Source organism: Streptomyces sp. Edi4, from assembly GCF_040253615.1.
GTDB lineage: Bacteria > Actinomycetota > Actinomycetes > Streptomycetales > Streptomycetaceae > Streptomyces.
Genome location: NZ_JBEJGY010000004.1, coordinates 7662404 through 7677553 on the forward strand (window position 1 = coordinate 7662404; position 15150 = coordinate 7677553).

Below are 15150 nucleotides of genomic sequence, written 5' to 3' on the forward strand. Positions count from 1 at the left end.
GCCGCCGGCGGAGCGGGCGCGCCGCGCTCCCATGGCCGGGTGGCGCCTTTGCGCTCTCACGCCGCCCGGCCACGCCGCTCAGCGGCGCACGTGCAGCCCGAACCCCGTGACATCTGTCGGCTCCAGACCCTCCTTCAGACGAAGTGAGGGGAGCTCGTAGTCCCCGCCGTTCTGCTGCCGGAACGCCACGGGCTCGGTCGACTCCAGAGTGAGCAGACGCTGCTCCCATGCCTTGGCCACGTCCGGGTAGTCCTGGGCGGTCATCCGGTCGGTGCCGAACAGCACGAACGGCGGCAGCACCTCGATGCCCGGGTAGTAGAGGATGCCGTGGTGGATGGGGAACAGCAGGTCCTCGATGGGGCCGTTGATCCCGCGAGCGGAGTAATGCGACTCCAGACCGCCGACGGTCACCGACAACAGGGCTTTTTTGCCCTTCAAGGTCCCTTCGCCGAAGCGCTCGCCGTACTTGGTGTCGCTGTGCTCGCCGACGCCGTACGCGAAGTGGAAGGTGAACACCCGGTCCACCCAGCCCTTGAGGATCGCGGGCATCGTGTACCACCACAGCGGGAACTGGAAGATGATCGTGTCGGCCCAGAGCAGCTTCTCCTGCTCGGCGCGGACATCGGGCGTGAGCGTCCCGGCGTCGAACGCCCGGCCCGAATCCCGGGCGACCCGCAACGGACGTGAGGCGTCGAGACCGTAGTCGGCGGCGTCCACGACCGCCTTCCAGTTCATCGCGTACAGATCGCTCACCCGGACCTCGTGCCCCGCGCCCTCCAGGGTGGACACCGCGAGGTCCTTGAGCGAGCCGTTGAGCGACTTCGGCTCCGGATGGGCGTGGACGATCAGCGTCTTCATGGGAACTCCTTCGAAAGGGGACGCCTCGATTCTTGGTGGCCCGGCGCCCGGTGTTCAGGGGCGCCTCTTCCGTCGGACCGGAGTTCCTGGTACTGGCAGGACCACCTTCACGGCCGCCACCGAGGTGATACTGAGGACATGGACGATCTTGCGAGCTTCCTGCGGACCCGGCGTGCCCGGGTCGCCCCGGGGGCCGTCGGCATCTGCGCCGACAGCCGCCGCCGCGTCGAAGGGCTGCGCCGCGAGGAGGTCGCGCACCTGTCGGGCGTCAGCGTCGACTACTACGTACGCCTGGAGCAGGGCCGCGCGACCCAGCCGTCCGAGCAGGTCCTCGACGCGTTGGCGCGCGTCCTCGGCCTCGACGAGACCGAGCGGGGGCACCTCGACCGGCTCGCCCGGCAGCGCCGCCGCCGCGCGAAGACGCCGAGCGGGCGGGTCAGGCCCGAGCTGCTGCGGGTCCTCGACCTGGTGGCCGGCGCGCCCGCGCTGATCATGAACCACCGCCTCGACGTGCTCGCCGGCAACCGCCTCGCCGGACTGCTCTACGGCCGTCCGCTGCCGGACCTGAACGTCGCCCGGCACCTCTTCCTCGAGGAGGCCGAAGGAGGCCTGTACGCGGACTGGGAGACCTGCACCCTGGACTGCGTCGGCCACCTTCGCCTGGCCGCGGGCAAGTATCCCGACGAACCCCGACTCACCTCGCTCATCGGCGAGTTGGCCATGGGCAGTGAGCGTTTCCGCCGCCTCTGGGCGCGTGCGGACGTACGCGCCCGCGCCCACGGCCGCAAGGCGTACCGGCACCCGTTGGTCGGGCCGCTCGAACTGCACCAGGAGAACTTCGCGCTGCCGGACGAACCGAGCATGGAGCTGCTTGTGCTGTCGGCTTCCCCGGGCAGCGCTTCCGAAGACGCCCTGCGCCTGCTCGCGGGCCTCGGCGGGGAGGTCGCTGACGAGACTCCCGCGACGAAGGCCCCGGGTCCACGAGTAATCCACGAGCAAGTCGACGCGGGATAGCAGGGGACTTCCTGGCCGCCTCGGCGACGGGTGCGGCGACGCGGACCGCGTCCGCCGTGAGCCGCGCGGCCTGTGGCGGTGGCGCGCCGAGTGCCGTACCGGTGCGTACGTACGGCTGCGACGCGCCGCGGCGACTGGTCAAAGGCCTCAATTGCAGTGCGAGTAGGGGTGGTTGTTGCTCCCGCTCGCGCCGCCGTAGGAGAAGTTCCAGGTCGAGGTCTGGCCGGAACAGGAATGCCCGTAGGCAGTGAAGTTCCAATTGCCGGTGTATTCGCGGTTGTTCGATACGTTGGTCACCGGAATGAACCCGGCGTCAAACCAGTACGTGCCGTTGTTGAGGACCGGTCTCTGTTCGAGTTCACGGCCGAGTTCGAGCTGGACTTCACGTCGACCTGGCCGTTGCTCCAGTTGTTGACGTGGTTGGTGTTCCACAGGCTCGTTCCGGAGGCCGTCCTGCCCACGGTCGCGGATCTTGTGCCGGGGGTCCAGCTCAACCGTGAACTTGAGCTTTTCATAGAGGCTCGCCAGGATCTGCCGGGCGGAGAACTCTGGTTCCCCGAGCGTGGCGAGCTCCCACCGGGTCACGTGCCCCCTCCGTGACGAGTCGCGTCGAGGATTCGTGACCGATGTGACGTGATGAGGCGGCGCCGGTCTCCTCGCGCTCGACCAGCACACCGTTCTCAAGTCGTCCCCGTCTGCGGCAGCCTTCGCGACGGCCTCGCGCCCCTGCCGGTAGGGGGTTCCACACTGTCTGGCCGGCTGGCCGGCCGGGTCGCGGTCGCGGAGCACCGCTTTGTCTTCGCCGGTCGCCCCCTGGATGGGCCGCGGATACGTGTGCGTGGTCCGCGTCGGCCATTGTCAGTGGTCCCGCCTACCGTTCTTCCATGGCCCCTCGTCGGTCGTTGCCTCGCCGAACGGACAACCGCACAGTCCGGGACCGGGGTGTGCGCGGCGCGAGCCGGCGGTGTCGGAGGGTCGGTTCCACATGGGGGCGCAGCCGTGCGAAGGGGGGAGAGCGCAGATGAATGGAGTTTCCGTGCACGAGACAGGGGACGTGACCGAGGCGTGGGGCCGGGTGACCGGGTGGCTTGAACGGAACGACCCGGAGACTTTCGCCGCGCTCGGCGGCCCCGGGACCCGCGCTGCCATCCGGGAAGCCGAACTGCACATGGGGCTGCAACTGCCGGCCGAGATGCGGCAGTGGTTGCTGGCGAACGACCTCGATGCCGGCAGACAGCCCGACGGTCAGACCTGCCTGGTGGCGTTGGGGTGCGAGATCGGCGCCCCGGGCGGCCGTCTCTTTCTGGGCCTGACGGACATTCAGCGGGTCTACCTCAGCCGGATGGGCCAGGAGGAGATGGAGCCGTCCGCAGATCCCGATCAGTCGTTGTGGCGTCGTGAGTGGGTACCCCTGACCGCAGATCGCGACGGTCTCTCGGGGATATTTCTGGATACGCTCAGCGGAACCGTCGGATCCTGGGGCGAGGCGAGCGGCATGGAGGCGGGCGTGTATGCCTCGTTGGCCGCCTTCTTCCACGAGACGGCGGATCGCCTGGAGGGGGTGGTCTCGGGGGAGTGGAGGGGGTCGGGCCCATCCGCTGGAATCCATGGCCTCCAACCCCGTCCGGAAGACGACCCGATACGTCGCTGGGCTCGCGCCCATGGGTTTCTCGTCAATGATCGTGGGCGTATCCCCGCGTCGATTCGCGAGGCTTACGACGTTTCAGGGAAGTGAGCACCAGCTGGCTGCGCCGGCCGCGATGAAGGTGGCGGCGTGTTGGTCGCGCAGGGGAGGGGGACAGGTCTGTGACGCAGGCGCGACACCAGCGGGCCCGAGCGGCCCCGACGCCCCGGGAAATGCGTGGCACACGGCCATGTCCCGCGCCTACGTTGGGCCCTTGTGACTCATGATCCGAAGCCGAAGGCAAGCGGCTCGCCCGCGTCCACCCAACCTCACACAGCGGCCTCCGCCAAGTCGCTGTCGGCGGGAGGGGACGCGTCGGCGCCGGTGCGGGCCGCGACGGACGAGGGGTTGTTCTCCGGGGCGTACATGGCCGCCACATCCTGTTTCGCGGCGGTGATGTTCCTGACCGGGCTCGCGGCGCTGGCGGTGACCCCCACGTTGCCGACGGCGGCACGGGACCTGGACGGGCTTTCGCTCTACCCGCTGGTGGCGGGCTGCTTCGTCGCCGCGAGTCTGCTCGGCGGTGTGCTGGCGGGCCACTGGGCGGACCGAGCCGGGCCCCAGCGCCCGCTCGCGACGGGCATGGCGCTGGCCGTGGTCACCCTGCTGGTGTCGGGCGCGAGCACGTCGATCTGGCAACTGGCGGCCGGACGCTTCCTCGACGGGCTGGCCGGCGGCATGGTCGCGGTGGCGATCAACACCGCGATCGGCGGGGTGTACCCGGACCGCCTGCGGCCACGCGTTCTGGCGCTGATGAGCGCCTGTTGGGTCGTCCCGTCGCTGGTGGGTCCTCCGCTGGCGGGCGTGGTGGCCGAATGGTGGTCCTGGCGCGCGGTGTTCTTCGGTCTGGCCGCTCTCACCGTGCTGCCCGCGCTGGTGGTGGTGGCGGTCCTGCGCGGCCCTGCCAGCTCGGTTACGCCCGCGCCCCCGAAGGACGCCCCGCCGCGTCCCGCTCTGGTGATCGCGGTCGCGGTGAGCCTGGGCGCGGCGCTCGGGCAGTACGGAGTCTCCGGGTGGGACGTACGCCATCTGTTGTTCGCGGCGGGCGGCTTCGCTCTGTTGACGGCGTTCGTGTCGCGGCTGTTGCCGCCGGGCACGTGGCGTGCCGCGCGCGGTCTGCCCGTCACGGTGCTGCTGCGCGGCCTGGGTTCAGGGGTGTTCTTCACGCTGGAGGCCTACGTTCCCCTGTTGCTGGTCACCGTCCGGGGCGCGCCTCCCTCCGTGATCGGTCTGGCCTTCACCGGGGCCGCCGTGGCCTGGGCCGCCTCGTCCTGGGCGCAGGGCCGCCTCATGGACCGCCGCCCGCGCCACCACTTGGTCGTGGCCGGTGCGCTGGTGCAGGCGGTCGCGGTTGTCGTCGCGGTCGCCGGGACACTGCCCGCGACGCCCGCGTACACCGCCGCGTCGGCCATGGCGATCGCGGCCGTCGGCATGGGCATGTACGCCCCTTCCCTGACCGTGCTGTCCCTCACGCACAGCCCGCCCGGCCGGCAGGGCTACGCCAGCGCCGCCATGCAGAGCACCCAGAACCTGGGCCAGACAGCGGTGTTGGGCGCGTCCTCGGCCGTGTTCAACGCCTGCATCGGCGCCGGCTCGGGAGTGACCGTCGGCTACGGCTCCGCCCTTGGGCTGCTCCTCGTGCCATGTGCTCTCGCCGCGCTGCTGGCCACTCGCGCTCGCAGCGCGTGATCCGCACCCCCTCGTGCTCGTGGAGGTCGGCGCCGTACGCCGTCTCCGGCTTGTGACGGGAGCTGACGACAACTACCGCTTGCTGTAGCGGAGTTGGGCGGCAGCGGACGGTGTCGTCGCGAGCGCGCGCCGACCGCCCCGGTCCCGGTGCGTGGGGCACAGGGCGCGGGCGCGAGCAGCGCCAGGCCGGCCCCGCGTGTAGCCTCCGGAGGCGCCCGGGGGTCGCTGTGGCGAGCGGGTCGAGCCGGCTCTGTCCAAAGGCAGAGATCCGGATCAGCCTCAGGGCCCACGTCCTGGCACACCCGGCCATCCATAATGAGGAGCATGCCCCTCTTCAGCCGCTTTCGTCCGACCCGCCCGTGCCCGGAGCGGGCACGGTGACGCGTGCGGGCGGGCGGGGCCCGATGGTCGTCGAGACCGTCACCGTCACGGTCGCCGCGCTGGGTCTGCTGGCGGTGGCGGGGCCGCTGTGGTCACTGCCGCACCCGGTGTTCCAGCTGTGCGTGATCCTTCTCGCGGTGCCGCTCTTCGCGCTGCGCGGACATCGGCCCACTGCCGTCTTCCTGGTCGTCGCCGTGCTCGCCGGTGCGGCGCCAGTGGCCGCTCCCGTGGTGGCGGCCGCGGCCTACGCGGTGGCGCTCGACGTGACTCGTCCACGCACGCGCGTACGGCTGCTCGGGAGCGCGAGCCTGTTGGTGCTGGCCTCCGCTGTCGTGACGGGCCCCTTGGTCGGGCCCGGTTCGGCCGTGTACAGCGCGGAGCTCGGCTTCGTCATGGCGGCGACCGCCGTGGTCGTGCCGGGGCTGGTCGGGACGGTGTACGGACAGCAGGCCAGGCTGCTGCGCGCGCTGCGCGAGCGCGGTGACGCGGCCGAGCGCGCCCGGCGGTCCGCCGACAGCGAGGCGCGCGTCCAGGAGCGGTCCCGGATCGCCGCCGAGATGCACGATCTGGTGGGCCACCGGCTCAGCCTCGTGTCGCTGCACGCCGGAGGGTTGGAACTGGCTCTCGACCGGGCGGCTCCGGAACTGCGCGAGGAAGCCGTCCTGGTCCGGCGGGCGACCCGGGACGCGATGCGTGAACTGCGGCAGACCCTCGGTGTCCTGGGCCCGCTGGGCCGGGACACCGGACCGGACGCCCTCACCGACGTCACGGGTACGCGCAGCGACGTCGAAGCGCTGGTCGCGGAGTCCCGCGACGGAGGCGTCGATGTCCGGCTGCGCTGGGACGGACCCGACATCGAGACCCGTCCCGCGCCGGTGCGGCGCGCGGTCCACCGGGTGGTACGGGAGGCACTGACAAATGTGCACAGGTACGCCCGTGCCGCCCCGGTCACGGTGTGCGTCGAGCACGACGACCGCACGGTGGTGGTGACGGTCGACAACAGCGCCCCTCCCGAGCCGTCCGACACCGGAGCCCCAGAGGGGACGGGCCGTGGGCTGACGGGACTGCGCGAGCGCATCGGCCTGCTCGGCGGAACCTTCGAAGCGGGTGCCCGCTCCAGCGGTGGATTCCAGGTGAAGGCGATCCTGCCCGCCGAGCCGGCCGACGCCGTCCCCGACCACCCCCTTTCCGCCGGATCCGACGCGCCCCCGGCACCCGCCCACGACGAGGCCGCCGCGCTTTCCCGCACCCCCCGCGCGGCCGGCGCGCTGATGTCCGCCCTGGGCGCGACGGCCCTGTGGGTGCTGATGGCGCTGGCGATCGCCCTGGTGTACGGCCAGCCCAGGCACGAGGTCCACCCGCCGCGGCCACGGCTGGGAATGACGTACGAGGAGCTGAAGGGCGTCTTCGACAGCCCCGCCGAACGCGCCGCGGCGACCGGGCACGAACCGCCGCGACCCGCCCGCGCCGTGGGCTGTGTCTTCCCCGCCGCCGGGCACGGACCCCGGCCCGGAGCCTTCGACATCACCCGATACTGCTTCGACGCGGCCCATCGCCTCATCTCCATCGACCGCTTCAGCGTCCCGTCCGTACGCGACGCCCAGCCCTGGGAGACTCCATGACCGAACCGCCACGACCGATCCGGGTCCTGCTCGCCGACGACGAGGAGATGATCCGGCACGGCGTCCGGCTGATTCTGCGTCATGCCGAGGGCATCGAGGTGGTCGCCGAGGCCGCCGACGGGCACCGGGCAGTCGCCGAAGCCGCCGTCCATCACCCCGATGTGGCGCTGGTGGACATCCGGATGCCCCGGTGCGACGGGCTGGCCGCGATCCGGCCGCTGCTCGCCCTCGAACCCGCCCCGCGCGTGGTGATGCTGACGACGTTCGGCGACGACGACAACGTGATGCGGGCGCTGCGCGACGGCGCCACGGGGTTCCTGCTGAAGGACGAGGGACCGTACGAACTGATCAGCGCCGTGCGGGCGGCGGCGGCCGGCGACGCGGTGCTCTCGCCCGGCGTCACCGGCGCGGTGATCGCCCGCATGCTGCGCCGGAGCCCCGCGCACACCGACGAGGGAGGCCGTCCCGATGAGCGGATCGCCCGCCTGACCGGTCGCGAACGGGAGGTCCTGGCGATGCTGGGGGAAGGGCTGTCCAACCAGGACATCGCACAACGGATGACGATTGGCATCGGCACCGTGAAGACGCATGTGGGTGCCATCCTGGAGAAGACCGGGTCGACGAGCCGCGTGCAGGCGGCTCTCCTGGCACACCGTGCCGGTATGTGTCCCTGAGGCAGAACTCTGCCGAAAGGCAGAGACGGCGACACCCTCCCTGACCTTCAGCAGAGCCCACATCACCACCTGAGGCCGATGTCCACGCAGGTGAGAGCCCCAAGGATGGGAACATCCCGGTTCGCGAACGCTCGCGGGCCGCCGTTCACCCTCCGGAGTTCTCGTGCCCCAGACGTCCCCTCCCTTCCCAGCCGCAGGCGCCCCCACCTCCGAGCCGGCGGCCCGTGCCTCCCGACTGACCAAGGTCTACGGCAGAGGAGCCACCCAGGTCACGGCGCTGGACACCGTGACGGTGGAGTTCGAACGGGCCCGGTTCACCGCCGTCATGGGCCCTTCGGGATCCGGCAAGTCGACGCTGATGCACTGCGTGGCCGGCCTCGACCGCGCCACTTCGGGGTCGGCGCGGATCGGTGGCGTCGAGCTCACCGAACTGACGGATCGTCAACTCACCACGCTGCGGCGGGAAAAGGTCGGCTTCGTCTTTCAGGGCTTCAACCTGCTGCCCACCCTTACGGCGCAGGAGAACATGACGCTGCCCCTGCGTCTGGCGGGGCGCCGTCCCGACGTGGCGTGGTCCGACACCGTCATCGCCGCCACGGGCCTCGCCGGGCGCCTCACGCACCGGCCGGCCGAACTATCCGGCGGTCAGCAGCAGCGCGTCGCCGTGGCCCGGGCCCTGATGTCCCGCCCGGAGATCGTCTTCGCCGACGAACCCACCGGAAACCTCGACTCCCGCTCGGGCGCGCAGGTACTCGGCTTCCTGCGCGACTCGGTCGACGAGTGGGGCCAGAGCGTGGTGATGGTGACCCATGACCCGGTCGCCGCCGCCCACGCGGACCGTGTCGTCTTCCTGGCCGACGGCCGGCCCGTGGACGAACTGCGCGAGCCCACATCCGGCGCCGTCCTCGACCGGATGCTCGCGCTCGACACCGAGCGCCGGCACGCGAGCTGACCGCTCCGCCCGCCAACTCCCCACCCCGCCCCCGGCCCACCCCGACCCACCCCGCCCCCGACCCACCCCGACCCGCGGAAAGCACCATGCTGCGAACAGCTCTGCGCAACGTCCTCGCGCACAAGGCCCGACTGGTCATGACCGTCCTCGCGGTCTGTCTCGGCGTCGCGTTCATCTCCGGCTCCCTGATCTTCGCCGACACGACCACCGCCGCCCACCGCGCCGCCATGACACGCGACGACAGGGGCACCGCCGTGAGCGTGAGCCCGAAAAACACTCCCGGCGCCTCCCCCCAGGAGCAGTTCGGGGCCCTCGACGACGCCCTCGTACGCGAGTTGTCCCACCTGCCCGGCGTCGCGTCCGTCCGCCCGGTGGCGGACGGCACCGTCACGCTGGCCGCCAAGGACGGCACGCCCATGCGGGCCGACAGCGCGATGGGCAAATTCGGCGCCGCCTACCATCCCGGGCCCGACGGCAAGGACAGCCGCTACCCGCTGACCGAGGGCCGGGCCCCGGTGGGCCAGGACGAGGTCGCTCTCGACCGCGGCACCGCGCACGCGGGCGGCTACCGGCTCGGCGACAGGGTCACCCTCGCCGCGCAGGGACCGGTCCTCACACCCCGCTTGGTGGGCCTTGTTTCCACCACCGACAGCCGCGTGAACGCCGGCGGGACCCTGGCGGTGTTCGACAAGGCGAGCGCCCAGAAGCTGTTCGCCGCCCCCGGGCGCTACACCGGGATCGACGTGGGAGCCACCCCCGGCACCAGCCAGGCCGAACTCCGCGACCGGATCACCGCCGTCCTGCCCGCCGCCCGGGCCGAGGCCGTCACCGCCGACGCCCAGGCCGCTCAGCAGGCCCTCTACATCGGTACCAGGACCAAGAGTTACGAGCGTCTGCCACTCCTCTTCGCCACGGTCGCGCTGTTCATCGGCACCTTCCTCATCGTCAACACCTTCACCATGGACATCGCCCGCCGCACCCGGGAGATCGCGCTGTGGCGCGCGATCGGTGCCACCCGCCGCCAGGTGGTCCGTTCCGTCCTGGCCGAGGCGGCCCTGGTGGGCCTTGCCGCGTCGGCGCTCGGTTTCGCGCTGGGCCTGGGGGTGGCCACCGTGCTGCCCCACGTCCTTGACACCTCCGGTGATCCGCTGCCCGGCGGGCCTCTGGTGATCGGCCCCATGGCGGTCATCGCCGCACTCGTCGTGGGCGTGGGTGTCACCGTGCTCGCCGCCTGGCTGCCCGCGCGCGGCGCCGCACGCGTCGCGCCCGTCGAGGCGCTGCGCGGTGCCGACCAGCCGCCCTCCGCGGCCCTGTCCCGCGTGCGCGGCGCCGTCGGCCTGGCTCTGACCGTCCTTGGCGCGGGACTCCTCTTCTCGCTGACCGACGCGGTAGGCGCCACCGACGCCAACCTGCGGACAGCCCTGTTCGGTTGCGCCGCCCTCGTCGTCGGACTGATCGCGCTCGCCCCGCTCCTCGCCGGGCCGGTCATCCGCCTGCTCGGCCGGCTCACCACGGGCTTCGGCGCGGCAGGCCACCTCGCCCGCGAGAACGCCCTGCGCAACCCGCGCCGAACCGCGGCGACCGCCGCCGCGCTCCTGATCAGCACGGCGCTCGTCTCCGGCCTCGCCGTCATCGACCATTGCACCAAGCGAGCCCTGGACGCACAGGCCGCCGCCGGTCTCAGCGCGGACTACGCCATCAGTACGCGTACTCCAACCACCGCCATCGACGCCGCTGCCGTACGACGTGTCGCGGCGGTGCCGGGCGTGCGCACCGCTTCCGCCGTGGCGGACTCCACGATCACCCCGGGCGGCAAGCAGATCTCCGGCATCGACCCCGGCACCGCGAGTGAGGTCATGAAGCTCCGCTTCCTCAGCGGCTCCCTCACCGACGTCGGTCCCGGCAGGATCGCCGTGTCGCGCGGTTACGCCTCGGAGCACCACCTCGCCGTCGGCCAACAACTCGACGCGAGCATGGGCGCAGGCGACCACGACCAGCGTTACACGGTGGTCGGCGTCTACCAGGACAACCCCACCGCCCAGGACGTCCTCGGCTATCGAAGCGACGTACAGAAGACCGCCTACCTGCGCGACTCCGTGCAGCGCCTGCTGGTTGTCACCGACGGGGGAGTGACCTCGACGGGTCTGGAGAAGCGGCTGCGCGCCGCGGTGGGCGACAGCCCGCTCCTGAAGGTCCAGAGCCGTCGGCAGCTCGTCCAGGAACAGGCCGGCGTCGCGGGCGACATGATGACCATGGTGCTGGGGCTGCTCGCCCTCGGAGTGCTGATCTCCACGCTCGGCATGGTCAACACCCTTGCCATGTCGGTCTCGGAGCGCACCCGGGAGATCGGCGTGCTGCGGGCCATCGGCATGGGCCGCTCGGCCATCCGCACGATGATCCGTCTGGAAGCCGTGTGCGTCGCCGCGTTCGGCACCCTTCTCGGGCTGGCAGCAGGGCTGTTCGGAGCGTGGAAGGTCAGCGGACTCGCCAACGGCGCGATCCCTCAGTACTCCTTCTCGCTGCCGTGGGGCACCCTCGCGCTGGTGGTCGCGCTCGGTCTCGCGGCGGGCACTGCCGCGGTGGCCGTCCCCGCCCGGCACGCCGCCCGGCTCGGCCCGCTGGAGGCCGTGGCACGGACGTGACGAGGGGCGCGGACGCGGCTCAGGCCCGGCATGCGCCGGTGAGCCGCGCTCGGCGTCGGCCGACACCCAAGGAACCCAGGGGAACTCAAGGGCGCCCACGGGAACCTGAGGGCACCCGACGGCACCCGACGGCACCCGGGGCGCTGATGGCCAAAGGTGGTACGGCGCCGCACCATCCGCCTGCCGTCAGGACGACGCCGTACGCGCCGAAGCCGCCCCCTCGCCCCACTCCTGGGCGATCCACGCGTCCACCCGCGACCACTGGTCCGTCAACCATGTCTCGCGGGCCTGGCGCTCGGGCGGTATCGCGCGGGCGGGCACGCTCCACCACGTGGCACGCACCGGTTTTCGCAGGGGGATGGAGTGCCACAGGCGGGACGGGGAGTCGATGTGGTCGAGCCCCGTGTGCGCGACGAAGACGACGTCCGCTCCGGCGCCGCGCGCCCCGGTCAGCGCGGCGAGCGGGCCCGCCATGCGCGGCGGCAGGACGTGGTGCTGGCGCCGTGCGCGAGCGGCCCGGCGCAGTTGGCCGGTGCGGACGAGCCAGCGGATGGACCGCGTGCGGCGTCGTTCGGTGAAGTTGCCGCCCTCGGGGAACACCACCAGCGCCTCGCCCGGCCGCAGCCGCGCCGCCAGGGCGCCGATGGCCCGCGACGTGCACCCGTCGGCGTCGGCGTGGCGCGGGACGAAGCAGTGCGGGAGGCAGCCGAGCACCACGTCCAGGCAGGGGTCCCAGCGCAGGAACTCCTTGAGCACGACCTGGGGACGCAGCCCCGCGTCGCACAGAAGGCCGTGGACCAGCAGGATCGAGTCACCCGGACCGGCGTGGCGAGCGAAGACGACCATGCCGTCCGGCGACCGGGTGCCGGGCCGCGGGATCAGCGGGTCCACCTCCACACGCACGGAGAAAATCCGCTGGGAGCAAGCCACCAGGAACCCGAGCAAGCGTGCGAGGAGCCGGTAGTTGAGGGCCACCAACCGCTCCTTGCGCCCCTGGCCACCGCCCAGACAGCGCAGTCGGACGACGAGCGCGGCGCACACCCCGACGAGGTCGGCGACGAGGTACACGACGGCGTAGAGAGCCAGACGCTGCGGTTGCCAGCCGCGTTCGTGCCGCCCGGCGAACAGGGAGAGCGGGGCGAGCGCCACCGTCGTGATCAACACCGCGCAGGCCAAGGGGATCAGGACGACGAGCGCGGGCACGGTGACACACCGCCGTGCCACGTCACGTATGCCCGCCTTACGGCTCATGGGGTGACGCCGCCCGTACGGAGAGCGGGCTTCCCGGCCGCTTCGAGATATGCGATCGACGCCTCGTACGCACGTTCCATCCGCTCCAGGGAGCGCCCGAAGTCGCGGTGCTGGAACTTGCGGCCCGCGATGTCCTCACCCCGGCCGGACGACGCCCCCGTGGGCAGGACGTGCACCTCCACACCGGAGGGCAGGTCCGCCATGTCACGGGTGAATCGGTGGCGCCGAGCTATCTCGAAGGCCACGGCGGCCACTTCCCAAGGCGCCCGGGGCGCCTTCAACTTCCGCTCCACGCGCCCCACTTGAAGGACGTACACCGTACGCGCGCCCGCCGCGACCGCCCGGCCCACCGGGATGCTGTTGATCAGGCCGCCGTCGAAGAAGTGCTCACCGTCGATCTCGACGGGTGGCAGCAGCCCCGGGACGGCACAGGAGGCCATCACCGCCGGGACCAGAGGCCCTTTCGTGAACCAGTGCTCGGCGGCGCTCTCGATCCCCGCCGCGACGCACTGGAAGGGCACCGCGAGGTCCTCGATCCGCCGCGCCGGGAGCCCGGCCTCCAGCAGTTCGGACAGGGGAGCGGAGGAATAGACGTGGGTGCGGTTGCGGGCGGCGAGGCGCAGGCGCCGCAGCATCGAACCCGAGAAGACGCCCGAGCGGCCGAGGCTTCCCCACAACTCGCCCAGGCGTTCCACGGCCCCGGCCGTGGGCTCGGCCGCGATCGCCGCGCCGTTGATGGCGCCCACCGACGTCCCCACCACCAGGTCCGGCTCGATGCCGGCCGAGATGAGCGCCCTGAGCATCCCCACTTCGTAGGCGCCGAGCGCCCCTCCTCCACCAAGGACGAACGCACAGCGGTAGGCCGCGCCCCTGGTTTGCGGTGTCACCATGTCGTCACCCATGACTGACCCCTGCCCCGTCCCGCCCCGGCCATCCGCGCCCCGGCACGCACGCGCCGCTGCGGCAGAGGCAGTTGAGACGTACGAGAATCGACGGGACACGGATCGAGTGCCGCGCGCGGCTCCTGGCGGGGCTGGGGACCAATCGGGCAGTTCGGAAAAGGCGCGGCGAGGTGTTCCGCCGAGGGACCCGGGGAAGCGGTGTCATGGGTGACGACACCGCTTCTCCCGCTCACTCCCAGGAAGACCTCCGTGCCCACTCGTACTCTTCGCCGCCTCGCCACTGAACCCAACGTGCTGTTCGGAGGTGTCTACGGTGCGGTCCTTGCCAGTTCGATGGTGGCCGCGCTCACCCAGTACGGGGCGAGGGCGCGCGCGGACCGGCTGTACGACACCAAGTGGTTGCTGATCACGGCCGTCGCATCCGCCCTGGCCCACGGTTACGCGCACATCATCGCCCGGCGCGGCCACGAGACCCACCACGGTGGAGGGGGGCCATGGCGCATCCTGCTGGAGGAATGGCCGCTCGTCGCCGCCACCGCGCCCACCATGCTGCTGCTGTACGGAGCGGGCCTCGGCTGGTGGGGTTCGCGCAACATCGAGTACGTCGTGTTCGGCGTCAACATCGTGCTGCTCTTCGGCTGGGGTCTCATCGCCGCGCGCGCCGCCGGCCGCACGTGGGGCGCCGCGATGAGGCTCGGTGTCGGTGACGGGCTGCTGGGCGTGATCGTGGTGGTCGCCAACGCGATCATCAAGTAGCGGAGGAGGGGAGGGTGTTTTGCGGGTGATGGTCCGCCGCCGGACCTAGGACCAGCGCCCCATGTGCGTCGTGTATCCATTGGCCAATGTCGGCGATCATGCGAGCTACGGAGATCATCCGCCGCACCACGGCGGAGCGCAGGAGGGACACCCTGGAGCGGCTGGGCTCGGAGCGCGACATATGGGTGTCGACGGCCCACCCCGACCACGGCCCGCATCAGGTGCCCCTGTGGTTCCTGTGGGACGGACACGCGGTATGGATGTGCACCGGCGCGAACTCGGCGACCGCGCGCAATGCGCGGAGGGAACCGCGCGTGCGGCTGGCTCTTCCCGACGCCTTCGACGTGGTGCTGCTGCAAGGGGAGGCGACGTGCCATCCCGCCCAGGAAGCGCCAACGGATGCCGCGGACGCGTTCGCGGACAAGTTCGGCTGGGATCCGCGTACGGAAGAGGGCCCCTTCCTGTACCTGAGCGTGGTGCCGGGGACCGTGCGTGCCTGGCGCGGGGTGCCGGAACTTCGCGGCAGGGTCGTCATGCGCGACGGCGGATGGCTGGAGTAGTACGGGTGCGGTGTGCGTCCGCTGGCCATTGCCGCTTGTGGGGCGCGATCGCGTCGAACGCGGAAGGTCCTCCCGCCACGCCCCCGCCACGCCCCCGCCCCACCCTCGCCTTACGCACACCGCGCCGTCCGGATCACCGCCCGGACGGCGCGTCGCTGCGGGGCG

General features: G+C 71.8%; 13 protein-coding genes. 9 read left to right on the forward strand and 4 right to left on the reverse strand.

Annotated features, from left to right (window positions below):
• Positions 1–78 precede the first annotated feature (78 nt).
• Positions 79–858: an NAD(P)H-dependent oxidoreductase gene (locus tag ABR738_RS36290; RefSeq protein ID WP_350234252.1), complete on the reverse strand. Its 780-nt coding sequence runs from the start codon at positions 856–858 to the stop codon at positions 79–81.
• Positions 859–996: 138 nt separating this feature from the next.
• Between ABR738_RS36290 and ABR738_RS36295 the strand changes: the two genes are divergently transcribed.
• Positions 997–1872, forward strand: coding sequence for a helix-turn-helix transcriptional regulator (locus ABR738_RS36295; protein ID WP_350234253.1), 876 nt, complete (start codon positions 997–999; stop codon positions 1870–1872).
• 147 nt (positions 1873–2019) lie between these two features.
• Here the strand turns inward: ABR738_RS36295 and ABR738_RS36300 are convergent, their stop codons facing one another.
• Positions 2020–2457 (reverse strand): hypothetical protein, encoded by a 438-nt coding sequence (locus tag ABR738_RS36300; protein WP_350234254.1) that lies wholly within the window; start codon positions 2455–2457, stop codon positions 2020–2022.
• A gap of 451 nt (positions 2458–2908) precedes the next feature.
• Between ABR738_RS36300 and ABR738_RS36305 the strand changes: the two genes are divergently transcribed.
• The 6 genes from ABR738_RS36305 to ABR738_RS36330 all read left to right on the forward strand — a co-directional run bounded on the left by ABR738_RS36305 (position 2909) and on the right by ABR738_RS36330 (position 11516).
• Positions 2909–3607, forward strand: coding sequence for an Lsr2 family DNA-binding protein (locus tag ABR738_RS36305; protein ID WP_350234255.1), 699 nt, complete (start codon positions 2909–2911; stop codon positions 3605–3607).
• A 315-nt stretch (positions 3608–3922) separates the two neighbouring features.
• Positions 3923–5245, forward strand: coding sequence for an MFS transporter (locus tag ABR738_RS36310; protein ID WP_350234256.1), 1323 nt, complete (start codon positions 3923–3925; stop codon positions 5243–5245).
• A 377-nt stretch (positions 5246–5622) separates the two neighbouring features.
• Positions 5623–7248: a sensor histidine kinase gene (locus ABR738_RS36315; RefSeq protein ID WP_350234257.1), complete on the forward strand. Its 1626-nt coding sequence runs from the start codon at positions 5623–5625 to the stop codon at positions 7246–7248.
• Positions 7245–7922: a response regulator gene (locus tag ABR738_RS36320; protein WP_350234258.1), complete on the forward strand. Its 678-nt coding sequence runs from the start codon at positions 7245–7247 to the stop codon at positions 7920–7922. Before ABR738_RS36315 ends, ABR738_RS36320 begins: the two co-directional genes overlap by 4 nt.
• A gap of 163 nt (positions 7923–8085) precedes the next feature.
• On the forward strand, positions 8086–8874 hold the full coding sequence (locus ABR738_RS36325; RefSeq protein WP_350234259.1) for an ABC transporter ATP-binding protein: 789 nt from the start codon (positions 8086–8088) through the stop codon (positions 8872–8874).
• A gap of 86 nt (positions 8875–8960) precedes the next feature.
• Positions 8961–11516 (forward strand): ABC transporter permease, encoded by a 2556-nt coding sequence (locus ABR738_RS36330; RefSeq protein WP_350234260.1) that lies wholly within the window; start codon positions 8961–8963, stop codon positions 11514–11516.
• A 186-nt stretch (positions 11517–11702) separates the two neighbouring features.
• Here the strand turns inward: ABR738_RS36330 and ABR738_RS36335 are convergent, their stop codons facing one another.
• Both ABR738_RS36335 and ABR738_RS36340 read right to left on the reverse strand, forming a co-directional pair.
• Positions 11703–12767 carry a 1-acyl-sn-glycerol-3-phosphate acyltransferase gene (locus tag ABR738_RS36335; protein ID WP_350234261.1) on the reverse strand — a complete coding sequence of 355 codons (1065 nt, stop codon included), beginning with the start codon at positions 12765–12767 and terminating at the stop codon, positions 11703–11705.
• Positions 12764–13657, reverse strand: a complete 894-nt coding sequence (locus ABR738_RS36340) for a patatin-like phospholipase family protein (protein WP_350234262.1) — start codon at positions 13655–13657, stop codon at positions 12764–12766. The genes ABR738_RS36335 and ABR738_RS36340 overlap by 4 nt, the downstream gene beginning before the upstream one ends.
• 261 nt (positions 13658–13918) lie before the next feature.
• On the opposite strand from ABR738_RS36340, the gene ABR738_RS36345 reads away from it, so the two are divergent.
• The gene (locus ABR738_RS36345) at positions 13919–14425 is read left to right on the forward strand and encodes a hypothetical protein (RefSeq protein ID WP_350234263.1); all 507 of its coding nucleotides are present in this window, start codon (positions 13919–13921) and stop codon (positions 14423–14425) included.
• A 98-nt stretch (positions 14426–14523) separates the two neighbouring features.
• On the forward strand, positions 14524–14985 hold the full coding sequence (locus tag ABR738_RS36350; protein ID WP_350234264.1) for a pyridoxamine 5'-phosphate oxidase family protein: 462 nt from the start codon (positions 14524–14526) through the stop codon (positions 14983–14985).
• Positions 14986–15150 lie beyond the last annotated feature (165 nt).